The sequence below is a fragment of the Bacteroidales bacterium genome, assembly GCA_035647615.1.
In the GTDB taxonomy this organism is placed as follows: domain Bacteria; phylum Bacteroidota; class Bacteroidia; order Bacteroidales; family 4484-276; genus SABY01.
Genome location: DASRND010000015.1, coordinates 13,952 through 40,110, shown reverse-complemented (window position 1 = coordinate 40,110; position 26,159 = coordinate 13,952). Strand labels below are relative to the sequence as shown.

Genomic DNA, 26,159 nt, shown 5'->3' with positions numbered 1-26,159 from the left:
ATTTTAAAAAGGAGTATTAAAGTATGAAAAAGTTTTTTGCATTAATTCTGATTGCCGGCTTCATGTCGAGCTGCGCCATGACTTCAGCACCTTTGATGGGTGGCATTTACACAGACATTAAAGCTCCGTTGGCTGTTACCTCCAACATCGGATCGACAAAAGTTGGTACCGCTAAAGCAACTTCCATTCTGGGTATTGTTGCCACCGGCGACGCCAGCATCGAAGCAGCTGCCCGTTCAGCAGGCATTGCCAAAATTCATCACGTCGACTATCAGGCTACCAGCATCCTTGGTATCTACGCTACCTTTACTGTAATGGTATATGGTGAATAGTAAATTTTACTATCGCTAAAAGTTAGTTTTTATTGAAAATGGGAGAGTGCTTCTTGTAAGTGCTTCTCCCATTTTCTTTTTATAAAAAGATTATGTTTAAAAATTTCATCCGGTTATCGATATTATTCATCCTTGTGGTCGCTTTACTGCCGGAAGCAGCTGGGCAGAAATTAGACAAATATTACACGCATCGTACACAGGAAGAAGGCGATCTTTATTTTTTGTATCCCAATACAGATTTTAAAAACAGCGACGACCACAGTAAATTTTCATTCGACATCACCTACCGGCCAACGACTGGAATTGCCATTTTCAACTTTACCTACCACACTCTGCAACCAGCTCCGGCCGATTCACTACTATTTACAGCTGGACAAAATCAGGCGGCTGCCCCGGCCACCAAATTGTATATGGATTTTGAAAAGAAACGATGGGTGCAACGCTACAGCGCCGCGATTCCATTTGAAGAGCTAAAACCTGCGTTTCTGTCAGCTTGTCCACCCGAAATCACTGTATTTACAGCCGGTAAACCCTTAACCTTTGTTGTGAAGCGCAACAAGTGGAAGAAATACCATGCCGCACTCGAAAAGATTTTCTACATCATTTCAGAAAATACTGAGGCGGACTCCCGCTAACAGATTTACAAAAGCCATCGTTACTTTGCCATTGTGCCCACGCTGCTATTCAAAATGATTTGACATTATTGATGTTTAGTTGATTCTTGTTTTTTGTGGGTTTTTGGAGTTTACTGGTAAATCGTTTAGAGTTGATTGAAAAAACGAATACCAGATGATTGTAAATTCCATTTATCTTTGAAAACTTATTTTTTTAAAAGATGAAAACTAAAAGTGCTCCCTGGCAACATCGGCGCTATAAAACCGTCCGTGGTACTGCTACTTTCAGTATCACGCTGGTGCTGTTTGTGCTTGGGTTGCTGGCTTTGCTGGTGGCGCATACCTATGAAATCTCCGAATACGCGCGCCGGCACATTGGTATCAGAGTAATGCTGAAAGAACATTGTACCCTTGAACAGGCAACACAATGGATGAATCTTCTGGATCAAAACCCAATGATCGCGCGTGTTCGCTACATTTCCGGCGACGAAGCCTCCCGGGAACTGCAGGAGGAGCTGGGCGAGGATTTTACTGATTTTCTGGGCTACAATCCGCTACCTGCATCGCTTGAGGTTTTTCTGACGCCAAATTATTTTCAGCCCGATAGCACCCGCAAGGTGTTGGCTTACTTGCAAGGTTTCACCCTGGTAGATGAGGTTTACCATCAGCATGAGTTGCTCGACGACGTAAGTAGCAACATACGGCGCATTACTACCGTCTCCTTATTTTTCAGTACATTATTGATCATCATCAGCGTAATGCTCATCTATAGCACCGTTCGCCTCGATGTGTATGCCAGCCGTTTGATTATCAAAAGCATGTTGCTGGTGGGAGCTACAGGTGCCTTTATCCGTGGCCCCTTTCTCCGCAATGGGCTTTTGCAGGGAGCTATCGGCGGTGGTGCTGCGTGTTTGTTGTTGCTGGCCATACTTGCAATTTTAAATAACTGCTATCCCGAAACAGCACAATTTATCAATCCGGTTGCAGTAGTGATTATTTGTGCTTGTGTCGTACTCTTCGGGCTGATGATTTCTGGCTTTTCCAACTATTTGGCAGTGAAAAAGTACTTAAAGGTACGGTCAGAAGATTTATATTGATAATTTTGCCGCAAATCTTGTAAAGCATGAAAAAAGATAATAAGAAAATCAAAGTTGTAACAAACCCCGCTAATGAGCCTACTGGTATTCCTTTGCAGGAACGTCGCAATTTTGCTTTCGATCGAGACAACTACAAATGGTTGCTCATTGGCATGGCCTTTCTTTTGGTGGGCTACCTGCTGATGATTGGCGGTGGCAGCGACGATCCCGATGTTTTTAACTACAGCATGTTCGACTTTCAGCGGCTCACCCTTTCACCCATTTTGCTCACCATCGGCTATTTGCTGGGTATCTATGCCATCATGAAAAAGCCGCGCAACATCACAGAATAAAAACCAATTGCTATGACGTGGATAGAAGCGTTACTGCTTGGTATGCTCCAGGGGCTTACCGAGTTTTTGCCTGTGAGTAGCAGTGGACACCTTGAACTTGGCAAAGCACTGCTGGGCATCGAAGTGGAAAACAGTTTGGTGTTTACCGTTGTGGTGCATGGCGCTACCGTTTTGAGCACCATTGTGATTTTTTATAAAGAAATCCTTGCATTAATAAAAGGCTTTTTCCGGTTTCGGTGGAATGAAGAAACAGAATACATTACCAAAATCGCAATTTCACTTATCCCTATCGCCATCGTAGGTTTCTTTTTTAAAGATGAGGTCGAGACGCTTTTCGATGGCAACCTCACCTTCGTGGGAGCCATGCTCCTGCTCACAGCCGCAATTCTTGCATTGACCTATTTTCGAAAATTCAACAATCGGGCAATTGGCTATTTCGATGCATTTATCATCGGTCTGGCACAGGCTGCCGCTGTAATGCCCGGGCTATCCCGCTCTGGTACTACCATCGCCACCGGACTGCTTCTGGGCAACAAACGCGAGGATATGGCAAAATTTTCTTTTCTAATGGTTTTGATACCCATCATTGGCGCAAATTTGAAAGACCTTGCCGACGGCAGCATGCTGAGCAACGAAGCCATTGGCTGGCTGCCGCTGCTCCTCGGATTTCTTGCCGCTTTTATCACAGGCCTGCTGGCCATACGCTGGATGCTGAAGATAGTGAGCAAAGGAAAACTTATCTATTTCGCCATCTACTGTTCCATTGTGGGTATGCTTGCGATCCTACTTTAATAAAAAATGATTTCTAAAAAGAATATTCCACAGCCCCCCGATTTCATCATCGGAGAGGTAATCCTCATCAATAAACAATTGCGATGGACCTCTTTTGATATTGTGAACAGCCTGCGCATATTTTTAAAATACAACTACGATCATCGAAAATTAAAAATTGGCCATGCCGGAACCCTCGATCCGCTGGCTACCGGGCTGGTGATTGTTTGTACCGGACGAAAAACCAAAGTAATAGACCAATACCAGGCACAGCAAAAAACCTACACCGGAAGTTTGATGCTGGGGCAAACCACCCCCAGTTTTGATCTGGAAACGGAGCCTGATCAAACTTTCGATACACAGCACATTACCCCTGAAATAATTCATGAGGCAACGCAGAAGTTCACCGGCGTCATCAGCCAGCGGCCTCCTGTGTTTTCGGCCATCAAAATCAATGGCAAGAGAGCTTACGATTATGCACGCGCCAATAAACCTGTGAAGATGACTGAGCGGGAAGTTGAGATTTTCAAATTTAATATTACCAAAATAGAAATGCCGGAGGTTTGGTTTGAAGTGCAGTGCAGCAAAGGGACCTACATCCGTTCGTTGGCCAGCGATTTTGGCAAAGCCTTGGGCAGCGGTGCCTACCTCTCGTCATTGTGCCGCACCGCCATCGGCGATTATCGCAACGAAGATGCCCTGACGGTGGAAGAGTTTAAAACAATTTTTGGTAAAAACGAAGCGATTACCGTGTAGAGACGCACGGCCGTGCGTCTAATTAATTCCAGTATGTTAATGAACAACAATTTGGATTTTTGATTTTTTGTTATTGGAATTTGCCCCATTGTTATTTTAAATTTATTGATTTCCATTAAGGTTTCCCCGCCACCACAATTACAAATTCCCCTTTCACAATTCCGGTGGTAAAATGTTCGATAATGCTTTCGATCGGTCCCCTCACAGTTTCTTCGTAGATTTTTGTCAGCTCCCTCGATACCGATGCTTCGCGTTCGGGGCCACAGTGTTCGGCCAGTTGTTGAAGCGTTTTGAGCAGCCGGTGTGGCGATTCGTACAGGATAAAAGTGTACGGTAATTGCGCGAGGAACTCCAGCTTTGTCTGGCGTCCTTTTTTGTGGGGCAGAAAGCCTTCAAAAACAAAACGGTCTGCCGGCAGGCCTGAATCGACAAGTGCCGGCACAAAAGCAGTTGCCCCCGGCAGACATTCCACTGCTACGCCAAGCCGGATGCATTCGCGCACCAGCAAAAACCCGGGATCGGAAATAGCCGGAGTACCCGCGTCACTCATCAGCGCCGCCGTAGCCCCGCCAGCGAGCCGCATGGCAAGATTTTGATAAACCTTATGCTCGTTGTGCTGATGGTAAGCCGTAAAAGGTTTACTTATGCCATGATGCCTGAGCAGTACGCCCGAAGTGCGCGTATCTTCGGCCAGTACAAAATCCACTTCCTGCAGTACGCGTAAGGCACGAAGCGTAATGTCGTCAAGATTGCCGATCGGCGTGGGAACAAGATAAAGTCGGGACATAAGCGGCTGTGATGTATTATAAGATTATCAAATCAATTGCGTTAGATACTTTTGCAAAAGTAAAAATTCAACCCAAAGATTCAATTAAACAATGTCAAGGTTCAAATATAAAATCACAATTTATCTCCCTTTACTCTTCGCAGTGGTGCTCATAGCAGGTATTTTGGCCGGCATTCGATTGGCGCCCAAAAGTTCGGCTGGAAACAAAGTTTACTCTATCAATTTGTCGGGTTACAACAAAATCAGCGATATTCTTACGCTTATTAACCGCGACTATGTGGATACCGTAAAAATTGATGAAGTTCAGGAAGAGGCCATCACCGACATCCTCGCCAAACTTGATCCGCATTCGCAATACATCCCTGCCAGCGATTTCGATTTGGTAAACGAGCAGCTCGAAGGAAATTTCGAAGGCATCGGCGTGCAATTCAGAATTGAAAAAGATACTGTGATGGTGATCTCACCGATTGCCGGCGGCCCCAGCGAAAAAGCAGGTATCCGTGCCGGCGACCGCATCGTCATTGTGGAAGATGACACCATTGCCGGTGTGGGTATCGCCAACGAAGATGTGATGAAAGTACTCAAAGGGCCGCGTGGCACCAAAGTCAACATCCGTGTGTTTCGCCGCTACGAGCCTGATTTGCTCGATTTTACGCTTACGCGAAATGTCATCCCTACTTATAGCGTCGACATTGCCTACATGGTCGACGACTCCACGGGCTATGTGAAAGTAAATAAATTTTCGGCAACAACGCATGAGGAGCTTACCCGCGCTTTGCGCAAATTGAAAGAGCAGGGTATGCACCAGCTTATTCTCGATCTGCGCAACAACACGGGTGGCTACCTGCAGGCTGCCATCATGGTGGCCGACGAGTTTCTGAAAGATAAACATCTGATCGTTTACACCGAAGGAAAAAGCAGGCCGCGCAATTATGCCTACGCCACCGCCCGTGGCAACTTCGAGGACGAAGAGCTTATCATCCTAATCGACGAAGGCTCGGCTTCGGCTAGCGAAATTGTTGCCGGCGCCATACAGGACAACGACCGCGGTACCATTATGGGACGCCGCTCCTTTGGAAAAGGTCTTGTGCAGGAGCCAATGAACCTTTACGACGGTTCAGCTATTCGCCTTACCGTGGCGCGCTATTACACACCTACAGGACGTTGCATTCAGAAACCTTATGACACCGGAAAAGAAGATTATTACAAAGAATTTCACAATCGGTTTGTAAATGGCGAAGTATTGCATGCCGACAGCATCCATTTTAGCGACACGCTCAAATATGTTACCCCCGGCGGGAAGGTGGTTTATGGCGGTGGCGGCATTATGCCCGACATATTCGTTCCCGTCGAAACGGGCGAAAACCTGGCCTATTACAACCGGCTCATCAACAAAGGCGTCATCTACGATTTTGCTTTTGATTACACCGACACCCACCGACAGGCATTGCAGCGCTATAAAGACGTAAAGGCTTTCGACCGGGGCTTTCGCATCGATGAGCAGCTCATGCAGGAGTTTATCGATTATGCCGATGCCCACGGTGTGAAACGCGATGCAGCAGGTATTGCAGCCAATCGTGAAACAATCCGTACACTTCTCAAGGCTTTGATTGCCCGCAATGTGCTCGACGATGCAGGGTTTTACCCCATCTATCACCGCATCGACAACACCTTTCAGCAGGCGGTAATACAGATGAAGGCAGATCGGAGGCAAAAAGTCACGGTCGGCGTCGCTGAAAAATGATGTCGATTAACTGAAGGCATTGTTTATTTAGAAGGATGGCGGTGCTGTTTTTTCTTAGCATATTTTTTCAACCTAAAAAACGATTTTATGTCCTACACATATGCGTATCCCCGTCCGTCGGTCACTGCCGACATTGCTATTTTTAGTAATAATAACGAAAACCAACAGATACTTCTGATCCGACGTGGCAACAATCCTTTCAAGGGGCAATGGGCGTTGCCGGGTGGATTCATTGAGATGGACGAAACGCTGGCTGCTGCTGCTGTCCGTGAGCTAAAAGAAGAAACCGGTCTCTCTATTCCTGAGCTGACTCAATTCCGCACTTATGGCGATCCGGGGCGCGACCCGAGGGGAAGAACTATTTCGGTGGTTTTCTATGGTTTTGCCAATCCCGCCAAGGTAAAAGTAGCTGGTGGTGATGATGCTGCCGATGCCCGCTGGTTTTCGGTTGATGCTTTGCCAGCTTTGGCTTTCGATCATGAAGAAATTCTGGTGGAGCTTACCCAACATCTTGGATACAGGTGATCCGGCTCTGACATTTGGTGTATTAAAAATAAAAAAGGCAGCTCCATCACGAAGCTGCCTTTTTTTTTGAAAAGATTCCAAAGCCAGAGCTATTTAATCAGATTATGCTTCTCAACAAATGCATCGAGGATTTCCTTAAGGTCGGGTTTGCCGATTTCCTGCAGGTCGTAGTGAACGCGGGTGTTGGGTTTTTTAATTTTGATCAAACGATTCAGGTCGATGGGTGTGCCAATTATCACTGAGTCACAATCGGTTTTGTTGATGGTGGTTTCGAGGTCTTTGAGCTGTTCGTCACTGTATCCCATGGCTGGCAGCAAAGTACCGATGTTGGGGTAAATCTCAAACGTTTCGCTGAGTTTGCCAACGGTGTATGGACGCGGGTCGACCATTTCGGCAGCGCCAAATTTCATTGCGGCCACTGTGCCGGCGCCGAGTTTCATCTCGCCATGAGTAAGCGTGGGGCCATCTTCGACAACCAGCACTCTTTTGCCTCTTATCAGCGAAGGGTCATCGACCTTAATGGGCGAAGCAGCGTCGATAACAATAGCTTTGGGAGCAACCCTGGCGATGCTCTCGCGCACAGTTTGAATGCCTTCAGGGCTGGCAGTATCCATTTTATTGATAATAACCACATCGGACAGGCGCAGGGTTACTTCTCCTGGATAGTATCTAAGCTCGTGACCGGGACGGTGCGGGTCGACAACGGTAATGTTGAGGTCAGGTTTGTAAAACGGGAAGTCGTTGTTGCCGCCATCCCAAAGAACAACGTCGCAACCATCGGGATCATTCTCAGCAGCATGCAGGATGGCTTCATAATCCACGCCCGCATATATCACGTCACCACGCACCACATGCGGCTCGTATTCTTCCATTTCCTCTACGGTACATTTGTGTGTGTGCAAGTCTTCGATGGTAGCAAATCGCTGCACTCTTTGTTCCACCAGATTACCATAAGGCATCGGGTGACGAATGGCAACTACTTTCAAGCCTTTCTCCATCAGCAGCTCCAATATTCGGCGCGAAGTCTGGCTTTTGCCACAGCCCGTGCGTATGGCTCCGACAGCAATAAGTGGCTTGGTGCTTTTCACCATGGTGTCAGCAGGTCCAAGCAGCATGAAGTTTGCGCCTGAGGCATTTACCAATGCGCTAACCGACATCACCCGTTCGTAAGGAACGTCGCTGTAGGAAAACACACAGTCGTCCACGTTTAAATCTTCGATGAGTTTAGGGAGGTCTTCTTCTGCGTAAATTGGGATACCATCCGGGTATAAATCACCGGCCAGTTCGGTCGGGTACTTCCTTCCGTCGATATCAGGAATCTGAGCGGCTGTAAAAGCCACCACGTTGTATGAGTCGTTTCCACGGTAATAAGTGTTGAAGTTGTGGAAATCTCGTCCCGCAGCACCAATAATAATTACATTTTTCTTCATAATTATTTTCCCTTTATTTTTTATAAAATATTTGTTATTAGCTCTGATGTAGAGCGCTGCAAAAGTAAATTTTTAAGTTTCCTGACAACGATTTTAATCAACTCTTTTATTACAAAACCTTGCATTACTTCTTTTTTTGAGCCAATTTGGCTATGGCGCTACTTGTGCTTTACGTTTATGTCGACTATCTCACCTGGATGGATTACACGCGGAGCGAGCTTTACGAGATGGAGATTTGTAGATAGACCTGACAGAGGTTTTTGCCTGATTCTTATAAAAATCTAACCCCAAATAAATTCCAGTTGGGTTGGATAAATCCAACAAAGGTTTTTCAAAAAAGCTTCTTCTTCACTGCCAGTGCAGCATTGAGTGGAAAAGGTAACTTGCTGTGGCGATAATGCAGGTAATTTACCGGGGTGGCGCCAAAGCTCCTGTAAAAACGCGCCAGGTCGGGATCGTTGGAGCCTTCAAAATCCAGGGTGAGATGAGAACCCGCGTGGGTGCGGATAAAATGATCGATGAGCAGTGGCATAGCCCGCAGTTCGCGGCCGTGCGAATCCGTACCCGAAAAAAAGAAGATGGCTTTCCGTCTGCTATACACAAAAAAAGCCCCAGCGCGCAAATTGTTGGTCTCATCAAAAACAGCCAGCACACCCGCCATCTTTTTATAAATCATCACATACACCAGACGGCGCAGCAAGTCGTAATCTTTGTTGGTGAGGTTGCTCAGTTCGCGCCCCTTGTTTTCTCTAAAAATGCTGATGATATTTTCGGGCTTGCTATTTTCCATCACGGTAAGCCCCGCCTTATTGGCTTTTTTCAGGTTGCGTTTCAGATTTTTAGAATAACCCGCAGCCAATTGTTCGTAAGGAGCAATCAGGTCGAGCTCGTGGGTAAGCCACGGTGTAAAATCCGGATGCGAACGGTTCAGCTTGTTGTGGGTATTCAGATTGATTTCGATAAACCGGTAATGGTGTGGGATGTTATCGATAAATTCCAGCACTAGTTTTTCGGTGAGATGTGTGCGCGAGAAAACCCCGAGCTGCTGCGTAAAGCGTGGTTGAAAAAGATAACTGATGCCCAGCTTGCGTCCCGGCGTCAGCGGCATTACACATTCATAGTCGTTTTGCACCAGCGCCTCCCAGCGGTCGTTTACCAGGTCGAGATACCACGACATGGCGTAAATCATCCCGTTCACCGACCGGCCGATGCAATCGTCCCAACGCTGGGTATCTATCTCTTCGTGGCGCAAATATCTGATCAAAGCTTCTTATTAATTAGACCTCAAAAGTAATAAAACAAACCGGCGATAGAGTTTGGATGTCAGCGTTGCGTAAACCGATTTTCGTATTTTCGCTAAAATTTTATTATCATGAAAAAGTTATTGACCATCGTGGGTGCCCGCCCGCAGATCATCAAGGCAGCGGCTTTGAGCCGTACCATTGCCGCAAAATATTCCGGGCAGATGCGCGAATTTATTTTGCATACCGGCCAGCATTACGACGAAAATATGTCGCAGGTTTTTTTTGATGAATTACATATTCCGCGTCCCGATTATCAGCTCAACGTTGGTTCGGCCTCGCATGGCGAACAAACCGCGCGTATGATTACGGGCATCGAAGAGAAATTACGGCAGCTCAATCCCGACTTTCTGGTGCTATATGGCGACACCAATTCCACCCTCGCAGGAGCCATTGCCGCTGCCAAAGTGCATGTGCCAATTGCCCACATCGAGGCGGGGCTGCGCTCGTTCAACAAAACCATGCCCGAAGAAATCAACCGCATCATGGCCGACCACGTGTCAACACTGCTGTTTTCGCCCACCGTCACCGGAATCAAAAATCTGGTGCGCGAAGGATTCCGAAAAGAAACGAAACCACCTTACACCGCCGACAATCCGGCCGTTTTCCACTGTGGCGACGTGATGTACGACAACAGCCTGCACTTTGCTGATGCTGCCGAAAAACAATCTAAAGTTCTTGAAAAATATAAGGTCGGAAAAGGAAGCTTTGTGCTTGCAACCATCCATCGCAACAACAACACCGACGAGCCGCAGCGCCTTGCGGCAATATTTGGGGCTTTAAATCAGATTGCCCACGAGGAGCAGCTTCAAATTCTAATGCCGCTGCATCCGCGCACATCCGGACTTTTACAAAAAAATCTTCCTGCTGATCTTTATGAAAAAATAATTCAAAACCCATATCTGACGCTCGCGCCACCCGTTTCGTTTCTCGACATGGTGCAGCTCGAAAAAAATGCCAGACTCATCATCACCGATTCAGGAGGTGTGCAAAAGGAAGCTTATTTCTTTGGTAAGCCCTGTATCATCCTGCGTCCGCAAACCGAATGGGTAGAGCTTGTCGAAAATGGCACTGCCTTTATCGCCGACGCCGATCCAAAAAAGATCAAGAAAGCTTTCAAGCATTTTAGTTCCGAACAGCAGCTCAACTTCCCGCCCATCTTTGGCGACGGAAAGGCTGCCGAATTTATCTGTGAAAAAATTATCGCTACCTAAATGGACAAACTGTAAATCCCGGAGGAGACACGAAAAAATCTCATCTTAATTTTTAATTAAATGAAAAAAATTATCGTCCTTGGCGCCGGGCTGGTGGGCGCTCCCATGGCGCTCGATCTGGCTGCCGACAGCAACTTCCAGGTTACCGTTGCCGACATCAGCAACGATGCACTGGCACGCTTTCGCGGAAATGCAAACATCATAACTATTTGTTCCGATCTTTCTAAAAAAGAAAATATCGCTGCTTTGGTAAAAGATCAGGACATGGTGTTGAGTGCGGTGCCTGGATATCTGGGCTTCCAGACTTTGCAAACCATTATAGAAGCCGGGAAAAATGTGATCGACATCGCTTTCTTTGCCGAGGACATGTTCGAGCTTGATGCGCTGGCACGCGAGAAAAACGTGGTGGCCATCTCTGACATGGGCGTGGCGCCGGGCATGAGCAACGTGCTGATTGGCTACGTGGATCATCTGCTCGACACGACCAGCCGTGCGGTAATTTATGTCGGCGGTTTGCCGCAGGTGCGCACGCTTCCTTACGAATACAAGGCGGTTTTTTCGCCCATTGACGTGATTGAGGAATATACCCGTCCGGCACGCTTTGTCAGCGGCGGGAAGTTGGTGACGCGTCCGGCGCTCAGCGATGCCGAGCTGATGGATTTCCCACAGGTTGGAACCCTCGAGGCCTTCAATAGCGATGGATTGCGCTCGTTGGCAAAAACCATAAAGTGCCCCGAAATGATCGAAAAAACATTGCGCTATCCCGGCCACATCGACAAGATGCTGCTGCTGCGCGACACCGGCCTTTTCGATACTACATCCGTCGAAATCAACGGCCAAAGCATCCGCCCCATCGATCTTACCTGCAAACTGCTTTTCCATATTTGGAAATTAAAACCCGGTGATGCCGACCTCACCGTGATGCGCATCATCGTTGAAGGTATGAAAGCCGGAAAACGACTTCGTTACACTTACGACCTGCTCGACAAGTATGATCTGAAAAGTGGTGTGCATTCCATGGCGCGAACCACCGGCTACTCTGCCACCATGGCTGTGCGCCTGGTTGCCGAAAGCCTTTACACAAACATCGGTGTGTCGGCGCCGGAATTTATCGGAAGAGAATCCGATTGTGTCGATTTTATGCTCGAAGGCCTGGCGCAGCGCGGGGTGATCTATGAGCAAAATATAGAGCGTTTCTGATGAAAACGAAACTCTTTGCCATCTGGTTCGCGTTGCTTCTGCTGACCGGCTGCAGCCAACCCACGTCACTTTCGGGATATTGGGAGGGAACCATGAAAATGAGTGGCAAAACAGTGGATATTTCTGTAGTTTTTGATAATAACCTCAGCACGCTTTCCAGCCACGATCTGATGTTGATCGACAGGCCGGCAGCGGTGCTCAAAGAAAAAGACAGCGCCCTCTCATTTCTGGCTGATCTCGAAACTACATTCCGCTACGACGGCATCCATGAAAATGATACCATCAGCGGCTCGGTGGCGATGCAAAACGGACTTCCTGGTTTAAAGTTCGGTTTTTTACTGAAAAAGAAATCTGATAAATCACCGGCAAAAAGCTACGCAATCGATAATGTGGTGGTCAAGAACGGAGATGTGCTTTTGTTTGCGGAGGTTTACAAACCAAAAACCAGTGGCCGTCATCCGGCGGTGCTATTGCTGCATGGCTCCACCGCCAATCTCAAAAGAAATTACTCCTTTTATGCCGACTGGCTGGCTAATCAGGGTTTTGAAGTTATGGTATTTGATAAAAGGGGAAACGGAGCTTCTACCGGCGATTATAACGCAGCCACCTACGACGACTTTGTGGATGACGCCATTGCTTGCTTGCAGGAACTGCAAAACAGACCCTCGGTGGAGAAAACCAAAATTGGCGTTTGGGGCTTTAGCCAGGGCGCTATGTTGTTGCCGTTGCTTGCCACAAAAACCATCATTCCGGTATTTCTAATTGCGGTGTCACCGGAAGTCTTCAGCGTTTCGCAGGCTGCTGCTTTTGCAGATAGCTTGCGCATTGTAAAAGGTGGCAATTTGCCTGCAAATGGCCACATTGCTGCCGAAAGCCACCGGCAGGTCGAAAAAATGATCCGCGAAGGAAACAAACACAGGAAAGTTGAAAATTTCATCAGCCTCAATGCTTTCAAACATACCTTCATGGATCAGACCGCGCTGTATGGCAATATCGACATCGATAAACAGGCTTATGAAGGATATTACTGGAGTGGCCGAAAAATTGATTTTTATCCCTATTGGAAATCCATCAACATCAAAACACTTGTAATTTTTGGAGAAGATGATGAGATGCTCGACGCCAATAAAAACATAAAAGCTACCGCTGATCTTTACAATCCTAAAATCACAGTCAGAAGTTTTGTTCGTGCCAACCACGACATGAAAAAGACTTTTAACCCTGCAAAATATCCCGACTTCGACTGGCCGAGGGTTGCTGATGGATATCTCGACTTTGTAAAGGAATGGATTGAAAAGGAGGTGAGATAGGTTTTGATTTAAAAAGGGATATTGAATGTTGATTTAAGAGGCTGCCGGACAAAAAATTACTTTATTTTTACCTGTCAAAAGAAGGCTTCCGATCAGTCACCAAGGGGAAGTTTATTTTAATTAAAACAAAGAATAAAAATGGCTAAAGTACTGATACTGGGTGCCGGCATTTCGGGACATACCGCCGCAATGGCGCTGCGCAAAAGCCTGAACAAACAACACGAAGTCGTCGTGGTGTCGCCCAACAGCAACTATCAATGGTTTCCGTCCAATATCTGGGTGGGAATCGGGCAAATGAAAACGAGCCAGGTCATCTTTCCGCTGGCGCCGGTTTATCGCCGCAAAGGCATTATTTTTAAACGCGCTTTAGCCAAAGTAATCTTTCCGGAAGGTGACGCGAAAATGGCTTCTTCGCATGTAGAAATAGAATATGTGGATGAACTGCAGCGCGGTACTACCGAAAAGGTTCCCTATGATTATCTGATCAACGCAACCGGCCCGAAACTCAATTTCGAGGCCACCGAGGGACTGGGGCCTGACGGCCACAGCCTTTCGGTATGTACCTACGGCCATGCTGCCCATACCTGGAAAAAGCTACAGGAATCGCTCGACAAAATGGCCAAAGGTGAGCGGCAACGTTTTGTGATCGGCACCGGCCACGCACTGGCCACATGCCAGGGCGCTGCCTTTGAATATGCACTCAATGTAGCTTTTGAAATCAACAAACGCAAACTGATGCACCTGGCCGAGATTACCTGGATTACCAACGAATATGAGATGGGCGACTTCGGCATGGGAGGTGCTTTTATCAAAAAAGGAGGATATGTTACCTCCACCAAGATTTTTACGGAGAGCATCCTTGCCGAATATGGCATCCATTGGATAAAGCGGGCGGGCGTAAAAAAAGTGGAACCAGGAACGATCTGGTACGAAAACCTCGACGGCGAAACCCTGAGTGTGCCTTTCGATTTTGCTATGCTAATCCCGGCTTTTGCCGGTGTGGGCATCACGGCACGCAACAAAACGGGCGACGATATCACTGCTGATCTTTTTGCTGCCAACGGTCTGATGAAAGTAGATGCCGATTACCAGACCAAAGACTTTGCCGACTGGAGTGTGAAAGACTGGCCATCGACTTACCAAAGTCCGGTATACGAAAATATCTTTGCCTGCGGCATTGCCTTCGCCCCGCCGCATGCCATCTCCAAACCTTTCAAAAACAAAAATGGTACGCCGATTTTCCCCACGCCGCCGCGCACTGGTATGCCTTCGGGAGTGATGGGAAAAGTGGTTGCCAAAAATATTGTCCGCTCAATAAAAGAAGGGAAGGTGGTGTTGAAACATCGTGCTTCGATGGGTAAGATGGGCGCTGCGTGCATCATCTCTTCGGGCTATGGCATACGCGATGGCATGGCCGCTACTATGACGGTATTTCCAGTGGTTCCGGATTTTGAAAAATATCCCGAATGGGGTCGCGACATCAACTACACCGTGGGCGAGCCCGGGCTGGCCGGCCACTGGATGAAGCTCTTCATGCACTATATGTTTATGTACAAAGCCAAAGGACTGCCCGGCTGGTCGCTGATACCCGAATAGAAATAGCAGCAGTTTTAAAAAACAATTTATTTTATAAAAAAGGAAAATATTATGATACGAAAACCCATACCCAAAGGCTACAAAGATGAGGATTATCCTCCGCTGCCCACCGCTTACAATCGTTTTATGCGCAAATTCTGGCCATGGCAAATCATCCGGTTTTTTGTACTCAATCTCAAAATCATGCGCATCGTTGTGGGCGGGCACTCCTGATGCAAAAGGTCCATTCAAGAAATGGAATCTCCTGAATCACTACCGCCACTCAAAAATCCATATCGAGCTGTGTGTGCATATTAAAACTGCGGCGGTGCAATGGCGTAATGCCATGAATCATAATTGCCTCTCGGTGCGCGCTGGTGGGGTACCCTTTATTTTGTTTCCAGTTGTAGAACGGATATTCGTCGTGTAGGCTGCACATAAAAGCGTCGCGGTGTGTTTTGGCCAGCACGGAGGCGGCGGCTATCGACATATACTGACCATCGCCCCGGATGATGCACTGGTGTGGGATGTCGGGATAAGGATCGAAACGGTTGCCGTCGATGAGCAGAAGCTCTGGTTTTACCTGCAACTGTGCTATGGCCAGATGCATGGCGCGGAAAGAGGCACGCAAAATATTGATCTCATCTATCACCAGATTGTCCACACTGGCAACTTCCCAAGCCAGCGCCTCCCGCTCGATAATCGGGCGCAGCTCTTCGCGTTGCTGATGCGTCAGCTTTTTGGAATCGTCAAGCAACTCGTTGCGGAAATCTGCAGGCAAAATAACGGCAGCAGCAAACATCGGTCCCGCAAGGCATCCTCGCCCGGCCTCGTCGCAGCCAGCTTCAACATAATTTTCAGAAAATCGTAATGCAAGCATCTTTTATTTAAATAACAAATCTTAATTCGTTAATTCGTTAATTGTTAATCGTTAATTGATAATCGTCAATCGTTCTTCGTTTGATGTCGGCCCACTGGAATTTTAATGCGATTTTCAAAATTTAAAACTCAATTAAAACTCTCATTACAAGTGCCAAATTCTGCCACCTGAGGGTTGAAGACTGCCGACTTTTGACTGCCGACTTTCTCATTGAAAGGCCATTATTATACGCGCTGCAATGGCGGCAACAAAGATAAGTGTAATGATGATTTCGCCCCAGAATGAGTGCTTGTGCCGCATAAAGTAAGTGGTGATAAATACGGTGAGCGGGATGATGGCAATGTGCAGGTGCCATTTGAGGTCGGCGCCAGCAAAGAAGGCGGAGAGCAGGGCAAAGATGAGCATAAAAGCTATCACGCGGAACTTCTTACGCACATCGGCGGTGTTGTCGTTAAAAAGCCTGATGCTCAACGGTAATCCCATAAAAAACAACAGCAACAGCAAAAACCATATTACAAGGTAGGGCGCTGATAGCGGAAATATCTCCGGCTGGGTGAAGGTGACCTTTGAAATGAAAAAATCGTATTGTATCAGCAACTGATCGGTCCAGAAAAACCACACCGCGACAAAAATAAAAGGCGTTGCCAGCCCGATGATAGGTATGAGCCACTCGCGCCAGTGGAAAAGCTGAAAGATCATCAGCGCGACAAGCAGAAAAAATAGAAAGAAAATGGACGGAAGGTAAATCAAACTAGCGATGCCCAGCAGAAGCCCGGCGTCGAAAAGGCGGCTGTAAGGCTCCTGCTGTCCGTAAAGGCTCAGCACCACATGCAGCAAAACGATCATCACCAGATTGACCACCAGCATAATATTGGGTTGCGCCATGAGCGGCGAGCTGCCCATAAGTATCAGATACAACGCCGCCGCTACCAGTTGCTTATGATCCATCAGGCGATGGATTCCCAGAATAAAATTCAGCAGCACCGCCTCCGCCACCAGCAGCACCAGCATCAGCGCCATCGATAGCGGTGGATTAGCGATCGAAAAATCATCGAGCCATCCGAACGTGGTGAAAACTCCGCCTGTAACAAAGTTGGCCGGGAAAACGAAAACAAGCCCCCACAACACCCCTGCTAATACGAATAGCAGCAGATATTGCAAAAACCAGGCAGAACGAAAGATTCGGATAAGCATTTTTTATTTTTAAAAATTGGAGTTATAAATAACAATTCTTCATTCTAATTCTCATACGGCAAGAGATCGCGTCCAACATCTTTGCGGCAGTATTTTTTATCAAAACCAATTTTATCAATATTTCTATACGAAAGCTTCAGCGCCTCAGCAGTGGTGTCCGCCAGCGAAGTTACGGCCAACACCCTGCCGCCATTGGTCACTATATCTTCGTGGTGATGTAGCGTGCCGGCATGAAACACAAGGCTTTCTTGCACCGTTTCTAACCCCGTAATCTTTTTGCCTTTTTCGTAGGCACCGGGATAGCCGCCACATACCAGAAATACGGAAGCAGCATGCCGCTCATCCACCTGCAACTGGTGGCGGTGCAGCGACTGATCGCGCAAAGCCCAAAGTAGTTCTGCCAGATCCGACTTTATGCGCGGTATCACCACTTCGGTCTCGGGGTCGCCCAGGCGGCAGTTGTACTCGATCACGTAAGGATTGCCGCCCACGCTGATCAAACCAAAAAATATAAATCCCTGGTATTCGATATTTTCTTCCTGAAGTCCTTTAATCGTCGGCTCGATAACCTGCTGATGCACCCGTTGCATAAATTCGCCCTGCGCAAATGGTACCGGTGAAACGGCTCCCATGCCGCCTGTATTTTTACCGGTGTCGCCTTCGCCGATACGCTTATAATCTTTTGCCTCGGGCAGCATCACATAACTTTTGCCATCGGTGAGCACGAAAACAGAAACTTCGATTCCTTTCAGAAATTCTTCGATCACTACCCGATGACCTGCCTTGCCAAAAACATTTTCATCGAGCATCTGGCGCAAAGATTGGCAAGCCTCTTCATAATCTTCGGTAATTACCACGCCTTTGCCGGCAGCCGGCCCATCGGCTTTGAGCACATACGGTGGCTTTAGCTTACGCAAATATTGGCAGGCTTCTGTGGTTTCGCCTTTGCCAAAAGCAGCATACGCCGCGGTAGGTATCCGATGGCGCTGCATAAATTGTTTTGCAAAATCTTTACTTCCTTCCAGACGCGCTCCTGTTGCGGATGGCCCCACCAGCAAAACCTCATGCAGATCATCACGGCTATCGAAATAGTCGCGAATGCCATTCACCAGCGGCACTTCCGGGCCTACTACCACCATGTCGATTTTATGCGAAACCACAAAATCGGCTACAGCTTCAAAGTTGTCAGGGTTGATGGCTACATTGGTTCCTGCCAGCGCTGTTCCGGCATTGCCGGGAGCTACGTAAATCTTTTGCACCAGCGAGCTTTGCGCCAGCTTCCACGCCAGCGCATGCTCGCGGCCACCGCACCCTAAAATTAAAATAGTCATGCTTTAATAATTTAATTGCAAATTAACTGAAAACATCTCCGTCATCCGAAGTATCGCCTGGATTTTAATCCACAACCACTTCATAACTTTCAACAAAATGTATCTTTGCAGCAAAATAACTTTTGTGCCGAAACAACTGATCTTATTACTTACCCTGCTGTTGGCAGCCGTTTCTACGGCCTTGTCGGGCAATCCTCCCGAAGTGATCATTCATGAAAATGCTGCCTATGCTTTTCGTTTTTCCACGGTTGCAGTTCCGGAGCTTAACAATTATTTTATTAAAGAAATTGCGCGTTACAACTATCTGAATCTTTATAAAACGCAATACACGCTCTACTACGAGTTGGAAGTGAAGCTTAGCGGAAGTCCCGACGGAAACTATGAGGCGCAATCGATGCTGAAGCGCCAGAAAATGGAAGGTGACATTTTTTATGAAAAATTTGACCTGAGCGATGTGCTGATGCCGTCGGGCTGCAGGTACGAGTTGGTCGGCAGCGATGGTGCGGCTGTAGCCGAAATAAATTTCGATAACCGCAAAGGCGCTGAGCCGATCATTATTACACACGATGTTAATCTGGCTGCACCGGGGTTTAAAATATCAAATATTGCATTTTCGTATGATGATGCCGACCGCCTTGCTTTCGAAAAGCGCATGACAGAAATTCATCGTTATCTGGCCTATTATGAGTTGCTGGATTTTAACCTCGAAAAAGCAGTGCGCCTCCAGCCCGATGATGCTGACCGTTTGCCGGAAGATTTTTTTAGAGCTTACGATATCTTTCGGTTTCAGAATGCACTGCAGCAGTATCAGTCGCAGTTCGAAGTCCCCGAAATTTACAACAGCCATTTTATAAAAAATCAGAAAAATCTAAATGCACAGGTGCGCCGGCTGCACACAATGCTCGAACAAACCGGTGGCCAGGTCACGGAGCCTTTTGGCCAGCAGGCGCTGGAGGCTGCTTCGCAAACTGCCATCGGACTCCAACAGCAATATTTGCAAAAGCTCAAAACCACCCATTACCTTTACGAACCGCAATATTTGGCTACAGCCAATTTTCTGGCTACCGATGTCGACCTGGCGAACATGAGCGTTCTTTTTAGCCAACTACTCACAGATCATCTTTCGGAAACAACACAGCTTTCGCTGAATGAAGCCATCGATGAAAATCTTTATCGGGCGTATGTGTCGGCTGCCGAAACGATGATGAAAAATGAAAGCTACAACGAAGCGCTGCTCATGCTCGGCAATGCGCAAACGCTTTGCAATGCCCATCCTGACGACGACTGCGAGCTGTATCTCTTTCATCAGCTGAGTAAGGCGCGTTATGGTATTTACGATTCGTATCTGAAAGTAGCCACCACTGCCCGCAAAGCCGACAATCCGCAGATGGCGCTAAAATATCTGCTTTTGGCGCGCGACTTTCAGCGGAACAACAGCAACCTAATTCTTTCGTCGGGAGCGGTCGATCGTGCGCTGGATGAGCTTGCCTGGTATGCCCTGCAACTGGCTGGTGAGCGTCAGCAGAAACAAAAAGATCAGCAGGCGCTCGATGATTATCATTGCGCACAGCAGATTTATCAAATTCTGGGCGTCGACAAGTACCACGATGTGATCGATCGGAATATCCAAAAGCTGACTTCAGATCGGTAAAATTGAGGTTTCCGGTGCCAAGCTGCAGTCGCTGGCATCCAAAAATTTCCTTTATTTGTAAATAATCATCATAAAAAAATTAAAGAATTATGAAAAGAAGGCTTTTATTAATCAGCAATTCTACCAACTCTGGCGAAGCCTATCTGGGCTGGCCGCGTAAGCACATACAGGATTTTATGGCCGGAACGGGCGTCAACGATATTTTGTTTATTCCGTATGCCGGCGTGGGTTTATCCGACGAAAGTCTGGAAAAATCTTATGATGTTTACGAAGCAAAGGTGCAGCAGGTTTTCGCCGAACTGGGTCTGCGGATTCATTCGATTCATCACGCGCCTGACGCTGTGGAAGCTGTAAATAATGCAAGAGCTATTGCAGTGGGCGGCGGCAACACATTTCATTTGGTGGCCATGATGCACAAGTTAGGAATAATGAAAGCTATCCGCAGCCGCGTGCAACAAGGTGCGCACTATATGGGCTGGAGCGCTGGCAGCAATGTTGCCTGCCCTTCATTGAAAACCACCAACGATATGCCCATTACCGAGCCTTCAAGCTTCGACTGTCTGCAACTGATACCTTTCCAGATTAACCCGCACTATCTCGACGCCAACCCCGAAGGACATGGCGGCGAAACACGCCAACAACGCATCGAAGAGTTTTTGGTGGTAAATCGTAAAATGGTAGTGGCAGGATTGCGCGAGGCCTCACTGCTCTTGGTGGAAGACGACAAAATCCAACTTATCGGGAGCAAGCCCATGCGCCTGTTCCGTTTTGGGCAGGAGCCACAGGAATTTGAGCCAGGCAGTGATGTTGGTTTTTTATTAAAATAATAGGATGACCGAATATTCCAACAGATGGGATGCACGCTATGCCGCTGAGGCATTTTACTATGGCGAGCATCCCAATGTTTTTTTTGCTGAGCAATTGCGCCAGCTCAAAACACCCGGTAGAATCCTACTGCCAGCCGAAGGTTCCGGTCGCAACGCAATATTTGCTGCAGAGCTGGGCTGGCAGGTAGATGCTTTTGATGCCAGTAGGGTAGCCCGCCAAAAAGCGCTCGATTTTGCGCGGCACCGTCTGGTCACGATCAACTACAGCACAGCAAATCTCGAAGATTTTGATCCCGAACCGGATCAGTACGATGTGGCAGCAGCCATTTATGTTCATCTGCCGGAAGCTATCCGAAAAAAATTCCATCTACAACTTGCAAAAGCAATAAAGCCGGGCGGTGTGGTGATAGTTGAGGCATTCGACAAAGAGCAAATCAAACGGGATTCGGGTGGTCCGCCCGATATTCAATTGCTTTATTCGACCGAATGTCTTCGCGAAGATTTTGAAGGAGTGCTAGAGCTAAAAATGCTGTGCCGGCAACAGGTGCATCTCACCGAAGGACGCCACCTTGGAATTGGCGAGGTGGTGCGGTATGTCGGGATGAAATAAAAAATCACAACGATCAATGGGAAAACGCAAAACACAAATCACAAGTAAATTTCAAAATCCAAACTTTTAATTTTTGAAAGTTTTGAGGTTGATCGTTTTTTAAAAGTTGCTATTTGGAAACAGGCATGAATTCCATAAAAATATTGAACAATAAAAAAAGCACCCCACTCAGGAGGTGCTTTTTTATTAAGGAAGAATTGACAGTGGTTAATTAACCACAATTTTTTGGATACGGGTGCTTTGTTGCGAAATCATCCGTAGGTAGTAAATACCTTTGGATGCTCCTGAGAGATCAATTTGCACTGATCCGTTAGCTTCGAGCAACTGTACCTGCTGACCGACAGCATTCAATATCTCCAACTGAACCCCATCATTTACGCCTGTTATGTTGAAAATGCCGGCGGAGGGATTGGGATAAACGCGAATTTGGTCGAGGGCATCACCATCTATACCCAGCGCAGATTCTTTGAAGTCGACCACTTCCGATAGAGCATTTTCCGCAAAGAGATCGCTATGCGATAATGTTGTGTTCCATACCGGCTGTAGCGTTTTTTGTTGCAGGGTTGTTGGTGAATATACCACGAGTTGCATCAGTTCGCCTTCGCTCATGCCATCGATGGCTTCAGTGGTAAAGTCGTCGGCATACACAGCCAGTACCAGAGGTTGCTTGTCGCTGTTGTATTGTGCCATTCCCACACAGGTGCCTTGTTGATTAAAAGCAGCTACGATATCTCCACCGTTGAAATTTCTTAGGGCTTCATTTCTGACGGAAATAAAATGAGCGCCACCGGTTTTGATAACAGTGTAAGGAGCATTTTCGATTGCTGGCAACTCTATCACGGGAGATTGTGAAGTCTGCTTTACAAAAGGATAGGTAATCGAACCTGGCGACATCATATTTAGAAGATAAGCCTTGCCCGGTTCGAGTATCTGCAGGGTAAATATGCCTCCATTTGGCCAGTAAATCAATCCGTTTACGATATCGAAAGCATAAACAAGCTCGCCTTCGATCTGATCAAAAATATCAGCAGCTGCTACTGGTGCTGTGGAGAGCACGGGCAGATAGTCGATGCCGGAAGTGAAATTCACTGTTTTATCCATCACCTCGTCGCCATCCCAATTGATACAACCAGCCAGGGCCATCTTGATTTTATAGCCGAGATTGTTGTCCCAGTCGCCCAGCATATTGATATTGCTGACAGGCCAGTAGATGCCGTATTTGTTGAGCATAATCACCAGCGCTCCACTGGCATTTACATCCGCCATAAGTACATCCAGATCGGGGTCTGAAGCATAATAAGGTGAGGAAATAAGCTGCCATCCCGGATCGAGACAGTTAAGAAAGCCCTGTTCGTCCCAGATAATGAATGGTACCAAAGCCAGGTCTTGCTGCACGTAGGTAGCAGCGTCGTAAACGATAACCTGCGCATGGTAATTAGCACCTAAAGTAGCATTGGCCGGAATGGCGAGCGTAACAGTAAGTGGCTCGTCTTGTACTAATGAAATAGTGCGCGTATTAGAAGTTCCGGCCACATTGATGTTGTTTTCGTCGAGCAGGTTGGTTTCGATGATGACGTTCTGCGTTTCAAGATCGGTATCTACTTCCACAGTAAGCTGTACGTTGGCTCCTTGCGGATAGACGGTATTGTCGAGTTCAGCATAGCGTATGTAGGCGCTGCCATCCATGTTGCAGATGATCAATTGACCCCAGTCGACATTCACAGCCCAGTTGCCATTAGTATTAACATCGATAAATATCTGAATAAGGTTTTTGCCGGTGTTGATTAACGACGGATCGAGATTAAATACAGTTGTGCTCCATTCATCATCGGCGCCGGTAAGGGTGCCGACCAATGTCCCATTTACATATACTTCGTCGATCTCTCCCTGATATTCATCCACATCCCAGGCATACAAATTAAGCTGTGCCATTTCAATGGCCTGATCCGGTACGAAAATATTGAATTCGATGGGCGCACGATAATCGTATTTAAACAAATACACATCCATATCGTAGTCGGGTACGCCGGCCAGGGCATTGTTTTCGTTGTCATCTGTAATAATGAAGGTGCAGTTGGCCGGCTTTACCTGAAGTGTTACCGGAACAACTACTTGCGGAGTTGCCGGATCGTTGCCGTTGATCAGGATTTGTGCGCTGTAGATATCGGCAGTAAGCGCGGTAGCATCGAAAGTGACTTCAATTTCGAGGCTTTGGCCAGGAGCAATTACACCAGCCAGGGGAGCTTCTGTAAGCCAATCGATCAGCTTACCGGATTTTGCGCTTTCAGCTATCCGCCGGTTGAGGTAATTCAGGAAGTCGCCGGAATTGTCGCCGCTACCTGATTTTGGCTTTACCGATTTTATCTTCATCCGCTTGGAAGTTTCTAAATCTGCCAAATCCACAGTGAGGTCGCTGTTTCCATTGTTGGAAATCGTCAGCGTCTGGGTGGAGGTTTCGCCGGGATACAGACTCTCGCTCAGGGATAGCGGATTGACGCTAATCTTAGGGTTCGCGACCGAACCTTCAGTGATCAGCATAGGCATGTCGGCACTTCCATACGTGCAGCTAACACCATGGTCGTCGGTAGCTTTTATATAATATTCGATACCCTGCACCGTCATTTCAGCACCTGGAATAGTGGCTTCGTAATCATCATCACCTACATTGGCCATGTTAATGATTGTGTAAAATGGCGTACCACCCAACACCCGGTAATACAAATCTACTGTCGCCACATTATTTGTAATATCTATAGCCGCAGCAGCCACAAGAATATCAACACCTACAGGAGATTGGACAATAGGAGTGTGTACAATTTGAGGGGGCTCGTTATCGATACCAATGCTGTAAGGGCTGTTGATAGGATTGGTAAGCGGGCTGGTTGCATTAATTTGACCGTCGGTAGCCCAGAGATAAAATTCTATTCCGGGAAACTCGGTGACATCAGCAATTAGCGTTGTGCTCCAAAGATTACCGGTACTTTCGGTCAAATCTGCCTCGATGTAGTCAGTGTCACCTACAACCCGCCAAAAGAGCTTGGCCTCCGTTACAAACGGAGCCTCTTCATCTATGATCAGAGCCTCGATATTCAAATCGACTGTTGTGGAATTTGAAACGCAAAATAGATCGAGGGTAGCAGAATTAAGTTCTATTTCAGGGCCACTTCCCTCGTTGATTTTTAACAGCGACAAACCACCGGGATAGCCGTAGGAATCATCGGCATTAAATCCATATACATAAAGGCCGGAGGCATAGCTATTGGCATTGCTTAAATTATTGGTAACATTAATACCAATAGGAAAGGCACCTGCAGAAAACAGGGTTGTGGGAATTCCGCTATAGGAGGCTGCATTCAGCGGGGCTCCATTGAGCATCATACCGGCAACGCCATCATTCTCGACCGTTGAAGTAAAGTAATTATTAATAAAGCCGGCGGCAGGGGTAGAAAAGGTATAGCCTTCCAAAAATTGCTGATAGGGAGGGATGATCATCATAAAGGGGTCGCCGAGATACGAGTTGCCATCCCAGGTATTACCATTCGAATACTGAACGGCAAGGATTGGATTGCTTGCTTCGACGTAGGATGCTACGGTGAGCATGGTTTCGTAGAAATCACCAAAGTTGAGCGTAGCTACACTTGTACCGTTAATTAGCAGGTCGGTGTTATCCTGTGAAGCCAGAAAACGCCAGGTATCGCCGTTGTTTCTGCCTTGCAGCGGGCGGGTCACAAATGTTTCGCCCCAGGTTGACAAGGAGGGAACTTGCTGCACTATGTGGTCGCAATAGCCAAAGCCTACCGGAATATTAATACATCCGGCACCGCTGAATACGGAAATGGGCAAGGTAGATTCGATTACAGAGCCGGTAAGGTCGGCTTGACCCCTTACCGCATAAGTTTGTCCTGTATTCATACTTACATTGAAAGGTACGCCTGCTGCATTTCCCCCGAGGGTAGCTTTTGAAGGGGTGATAGTAATTACATTGTTATCATAAGGACTTACGATAGTAATTTGGGATGCGGCAGATAAGTCACTACCAGCCGTATAGGCTATTGCAAGGTGCTGGGTACCGAGAATACTTACAGGCAGACCCAAAAAGGCATCTGTGGTAAAAGCAATCTGGTTGGTACCGTAAACGGTTACCGGATCGTTGGCTGTTACATGGATGCCCAGTGATTGCAAAGTTTGAGATGCTTTAACAATCGCACCAACTGGCACAGTGATACGAGTAATGGAATTGGCCGTTACAGTATAACTTTGCGAAAAACCGATTCCCGCAACACTAACCATTCCACTTGTGCTGATATCGCTGGTAATATCCAGATAAAGACCCGCATTTAAATTGGTGTGGTTTGAATTAAAAGCCAGCCAGAACTCAGTACCTTTATTACTTAGCTCGGATTTAGCACCATTAATCACATCGGGATTTTTAAAGCTCTTGGGCATTTTTAAATTGCTACGCTCAATATGAGGTTCGTAGGCATCACGCAGAGCCTGCAATTCGCTCTCGGAACGGACCTGGCATCCTTTACAGTCAGAAGCACTTGGGCCAACCTGGCCATTTGCCTGATAGGTTACAAAAAAGAAAGCCAAAAAAATTAATATGTAATTGAGTGTTCTCATAATACTTCTTTTTTTAATGTTTGTAAATGTGATTTTTTTTAACCGAAGATGAAAG

23 protein-coding genes are annotated in these 26,159 nt (G+C 47.1%); 16 read left to right on the top strand and 7 right to left on the bottom strand.

Annotated features, from left to right (window positions below; all coding sequences use genetic code 11):
- Window positions 1-23: 23 nt before the first annotated feature.
- The 6 genes from VFC92_05965 (at window position 24) to truB (ending at window position 3,902) form a co-directional block, all read left to right on the top strand.
- Window positions 24-332, top strand: a complete 309-nt coding sequence (locus tag VFC92_05965; GenBank protein ID HZK07729.1) for a TRL-like family protein — start codon at window positions 24-26, stop codon at window positions 330-332.
- A gap of 92 nt (window positions 333-424) precedes the next feature.
- Window positions 425-967: a hypothetical protein gene (locus VFC92_05960; GenBank protein HZK07728.1), complete on the top strand. Its 543-nt coding sequence runs from the start codon at window positions 425-427 to the stop codon at window positions 965-967.
- Window positions 968-1,167: 200 nt separating this feature from the next.
- Window positions 1,168-2,043 (top strand): permease-like cell division protein FtsX, encoded by an 876-nt coding sequence (locus VFC92_05955; GenBank protein ID HZK07727.1) that lies wholly within the window; start codon window positions 1,168-1,170, stop codon window positions 2,041-2,043.
- Between the two features lie 26 nt (window positions 2,044-2,069).
- Entirely contained in the window at window positions 2,070-2,375 is a 306-nt protein-coding gene (locus VFC92_05950) for a DUF3098 domain-containing protein (GenBank protein ID HZK07726.1), read from the top strand.
- Between the two features lie 12 nt (window positions 2,376-2,387).
- A complete protein-coding gene (locus tag VFC92_05945; protein ID HZK07725.1) occupies window positions 2,388-3,167 on the top strand; it encodes an undecaprenyl-diphosphate phosphatase in 780 nt (259 codons plus the stop codon).
- Window positions 3,168-3,173: 6 nt separating this feature from the next.
- Window positions 3,174-3,902 (top strand): tRNA pseudouridine(55) synthase TruB, encoded by a 729-nt coding sequence (gene truB, locus VFC92_05940; protein ID HZK07724.1) that lies wholly within the window; start codon window positions 3,174-3,176, stop codon window positions 3,900-3,902.
- A 115-nt stretch (window positions 3,903-4,017) separates the two neighbouring features.
- Here the strand turns inward: truB and rsmI are convergent, their stop codons facing one another.
- On the bottom strand, window positions 4,018-4,689 hold the full coding sequence (rsmI, locus tag VFC92_05935; protein HZK07723.1) for a 16S rRNA (cytidine(1402)-2'-O)-methyltransferase: 672 nt from the start codon (window positions 4,687-4,689) through the stop codon (window positions 4,018-4,020).
- Between the two features lie 91 nt (window positions 4,690-4,780).
- On the opposite strand from rsmI, the gene VFC92_05930 reads away from it, so the two are divergent.
- A complete protein-coding gene (locus VFC92_05930; GenBank protein ID HZK07722.1) occupies window positions 4,781-6,433 on the top strand; it encodes a S41 family peptidase in 1,653 nt (550 codons plus the stop codon).
- An 87-nt stretch (window positions 6,434-6,520) separates the two neighbouring features.
- The gene (locus tag VFC92_05925) at window positions 6,521-6,958 is read left to right on the top strand and encodes an NUDIX hydrolase (protein HZK07721.1); all 438 of its coding nucleotides are present in this window, start codon (window positions 6,521-6,523) and stop codon (window positions 6,956-6,958) included.
- 89 nt (window positions 6,959-7,047) lie between these two features.
- Here the strand turns inward: VFC92_05925 and VFC92_05920 are convergent, their stop codons facing one another.
- Window positions 7,048-8,388, bottom strand: coding sequence for a cyclic 2,3-diphosphoglycerate synthase (locus VFC92_05920; protein HZK07720.1), 1,341 nt, complete (start codon window positions 8,386-8,388; stop codon window positions 7,048-7,050).
- A 331-nt stretch (window positions 8,389-8,719) separates the two neighbouring features.
- Window positions 8,720-9,652 (bottom strand): hypothetical protein, encoded by a 933-nt coding sequence (locus tag VFC92_05915; GenBank protein ID HZK07719.1) that lies wholly within the window; start codon window positions 9,650-9,652, stop codon window positions 8,720-8,722.
- Between the two features lie 108 nt (window positions 9,653-9,760).
- Here VFC92_05915 and wecB point away from each other — a divergent pair, with 108 nt between their 5' ends.
- From wecB to VFC92_05890, 5 genes are all read left to right on the top strand, one after another.
- On the top strand, window positions 9,761-10,903 hold the full coding sequence (gene wecB, locus VFC92_05910) for a UDP-N-acetylglucosamine 2-epimerase (non-hydrolyzing) (protein ID HZK07718.1): 1,143 nt from the start codon (window positions 9,761-9,763) through the stop codon (window positions 10,901-10,903).
- A 60-nt stretch (window positions 10,904-10,963) separates the two neighbouring features.
- Window positions 10,964-12,103, top strand: a complete 1,140-nt coding sequence (locus VFC92_05905) for a saccharopine dehydrogenase C-terminal domain-containing protein (GenBank protein ID HZK07717.1) — start codon at window positions 10,964-10,966, stop codon at window positions 12,101-12,103.
- Window positions 12,103-13,413 carry an alpha/beta fold hydrolase gene (locus tag VFC92_05900; protein HZK07716.1) on the top strand — a complete coding sequence of 437 codons (1,311 nt, stop codon included), beginning with the start codon at window positions 12,103-12,105 and terminating at the stop codon, window positions 13,411-13,413. The genes VFC92_05905 and VFC92_05900 overlap by 1 nt, the downstream gene beginning before the upstream one ends.
- Window positions 13,414-13,551: 138 nt before the next feature.
- Window positions 13,552-15,009, top strand: coding sequence for an FAD-dependent oxidoreductase (locus VFC92_05895; protein ID HZK07715.1), 1,458 nt, complete (start codon window positions 13,552-13,554; stop codon window positions 15,007-15,009).
- A 51-nt stretch (window positions 15,010-15,060) separates the two neighbouring features.
- On the top strand, window positions 15,061-15,222 hold the full coding sequence (locus VFC92_05890; protein HZK07714.1) for a hypothetical protein: 162 nt from the start codon (window positions 15,061-15,063) through the stop codon (window positions 15,220-15,222).
- A gap of 49 nt (window positions 15,223-15,271) precedes the next feature.
- Here the strand turns inward: VFC92_05890 and VFC92_05885 are convergent, their stop codons facing one another.
- From VFC92_05885 to purD, 3 genes are all read right to left on the bottom strand, one after another.
- A complete protein-coding gene (locus VFC92_05885) occupies window positions 15,272-15,868 on the bottom strand; it encodes a ribonuclease HII (protein HZK07713.1) in 597 nt (198 codons plus the stop codon).
- Between the two features lie 207 nt (window positions 15,869-16,075).
- Window positions 16,076-17,062, bottom strand: a complete 987-nt coding sequence (locus VFC92_05880; GenBank protein HZK07712.1) for a hypothetical protein — start codon at window positions 17,060-17,062, stop codon at window positions 16,076-16,078.
- Window positions 17,063-17,106: 44 nt separating this feature from the next.
- Entirely contained in the window at window positions 17,107-18,393 is a 1,287-nt protein-coding gene (gene purD, locus VFC92_05875; protein ID HZK07711.1) for a phosphoribosylamine--glycine ligase, read from the bottom strand.
- A 124-nt stretch (window positions 18,394-18,517) separates the two neighbouring features.
- Between purD and VFC92_05870 the strand changes: the two genes are divergently transcribed.
- The 3 genes from VFC92_05870 (at window position 18,518) to VFC92_05860 (ending at window position 21,481) form a co-directional block, all read left to right on the top strand.
- Window positions 18,518-20,044 carry a hypothetical protein gene (locus VFC92_05870; protein ID HZK07710.1) on the top strand — a complete coding sequence of 509 codons (1,527 nt, stop codon included), beginning with the start codon at window positions 18,518-18,520 and terminating at the stop codon, window positions 20,042-20,044.
- An 89-nt stretch (window positions 20,045-20,133) separates the two neighbouring features.
- Window positions 20,134-20,871 (top strand): dipeptidase PepE, encoded by a 738-nt coding sequence (gene pepE / locus VFC92_05865; protein HZK07709.1) that lies wholly within the window; start codon window positions 20,134-20,136, stop codon window positions 20,869-20,871.
- Between the two features lie 4 nt (window positions 20,872-20,875).
- Complete coding sequence (locus tag VFC92_05860) at window positions 20,876-21,481, top strand: class I SAM-dependent methyltransferase (protein HZK07708.1); 606 nt, start codon at window positions 20,876-20,878, stop codon at window positions 21,479-21,481.
- Between the two features lie 207 nt (window positions 21,482-21,688).
- Here VFC92_05860 and VFC92_05855 read toward each other — a convergent pair whose 3' ends face one another.
- Window positions 21,689-26,104 carry a T9SS type A sorting domain-containing protein gene (locus tag VFC92_05855; GenBank protein HZK07707.1) on the bottom strand — a complete coding sequence of 1,472 codons (4,416 nt, stop codon included), beginning with the start codon at window positions 26,102-26,104 and terminating at the stop codon, window positions 21,689-21,691.
- Window positions 26,105-26,159 lie beyond the last annotated feature (55 nt).

Coding starts and splice junctions, on each gene's coding strand:
- VFC92_05890 (HZK07714.1), top strand. CDS start 15,061: ATGATACGAAAACCCATACCCAAAGGCTACAAAGATGAGGATTATCCT.
- VFC92_05885 (HZK07713.1), bottom strand. CDS start 15,868: ATGCTTGCATTACGATTTTCTGAAAATTATGTTGAAGCTGGCTGCGAC.
- VFC92_05855 (HZK07707.1), bottom strand. CDS start 26,104: ATGAGAACACTCAATTACATATTAATTTTTTTGGCTTTCTTTTTTGTA.
- truB (HZK07724.1), top strand. CDS start 3,174: ATGATTTCTAAAAAGAATATTCCACAGCCCCCCGATTTCATCATCGGA.
- VFC92_05950 (HZK07726.1), top strand. CDS start 2,070: ATGAAAAAAGATAATAAGAAAATCAAAGTTGTAACAAACCCCGCTAAT.
- rsmI (HZK07723.1), bottom strand. CDS start 4,689: ATGTCCCGACTTTATCTTGTTCCCACGCCGATCGGCAATCTTGACGAC.
- VFC92_05895 (HZK07715.1), top strand. CDS start 13,552: ATGGCTAAAGTACTGATACTGGGTGCCGGCATTTCGGGACATACCGCC.
- VFC92_05925 (HZK07721.1), top strand. CDS start 6,521: ATGTCCTACACATATGCGTATCCCCGTCCGTCGGTCACTGCCGACATT.
- VFC92_05945 (HZK07725.1), top strand. CDS start 2,388: ATGACGTGGATAGAAGCGTTACTGCTTGGTATGCTCCAGGGGCTTACC.
- VFC92_05900 (HZK07716.1), top strand. CDS start 12,103: ATGAAAACGAAACTCTTTGCCATCTGGTTCGCGTTGCTTCTGCTGACC.
- wecB (HZK07718.1), top strand. CDS start 9,761: ATGAAAAAGTTATTGACCATCGTGGGTGCCCGCCCGCAGATCATCAAG.
- VFC92_05955 (HZK07727.1), top strand. CDS start 1,168: ATGAAAACTAAAAGTGCTCCCTGGCAACATCGGCGCTATAAAACCGTC.
- VFC92_05965 (HZK07729.1), top strand. CDS start 24: ATGAAAAAGTTTTTTGCATTAATTCTGATTGCCGGCTTCATGTCGAGC.
- VFC92_05880 (HZK07712.1), bottom strand. CDS start 17,062: ATGCTTATCCGAATCTTTCGTTCTGCCTGGTTTTTGCAATATCTGCTG.
- purD (HZK07711.1), bottom strand. CDS start 18,393: ATGACTATTTTAATTTTAGGGTGCGGTGGCCGCGAGCATGCGCTGGCG.
- VFC92_05920 (HZK07720.1), bottom strand. CDS start 8,388: ATGAAGAAAAATGTAATTATTATTGGTGCTGCGGGACGAGATTTCCAC.
- pepE (HZK07709.1), top strand. CDS start 20,134: ATGAAAAGAAGGCTTTTATTAATCAGCAATTCTACCAACTCTGGCGAA.
- VFC92_05930 (HZK07722.1), top strand. CDS start 4,781: ATGTCAAGGTTCAAATATAAAATCACAATTTATCTCCCTTTACTCTTC.
- VFC92_05905 (HZK07717.1), top strand. CDS start 10,964: ATGAAAAAAATTATCGTCCTTGGCGCCGGGCTGGTGGGCGCTCCCATG.
- VFC92_05860 (HZK07708.1), top strand. CDS start 20,876: ATGACCGAATATTCCAACAGATGGGATGCACGCTATGCCGCTGAGGCA.
- VFC92_05960 (HZK07728.1), top strand. CDS start 425: ATGTTTAAAAATTTCATCCGGTTATCGATATTATTCATCCTTGTGGTC.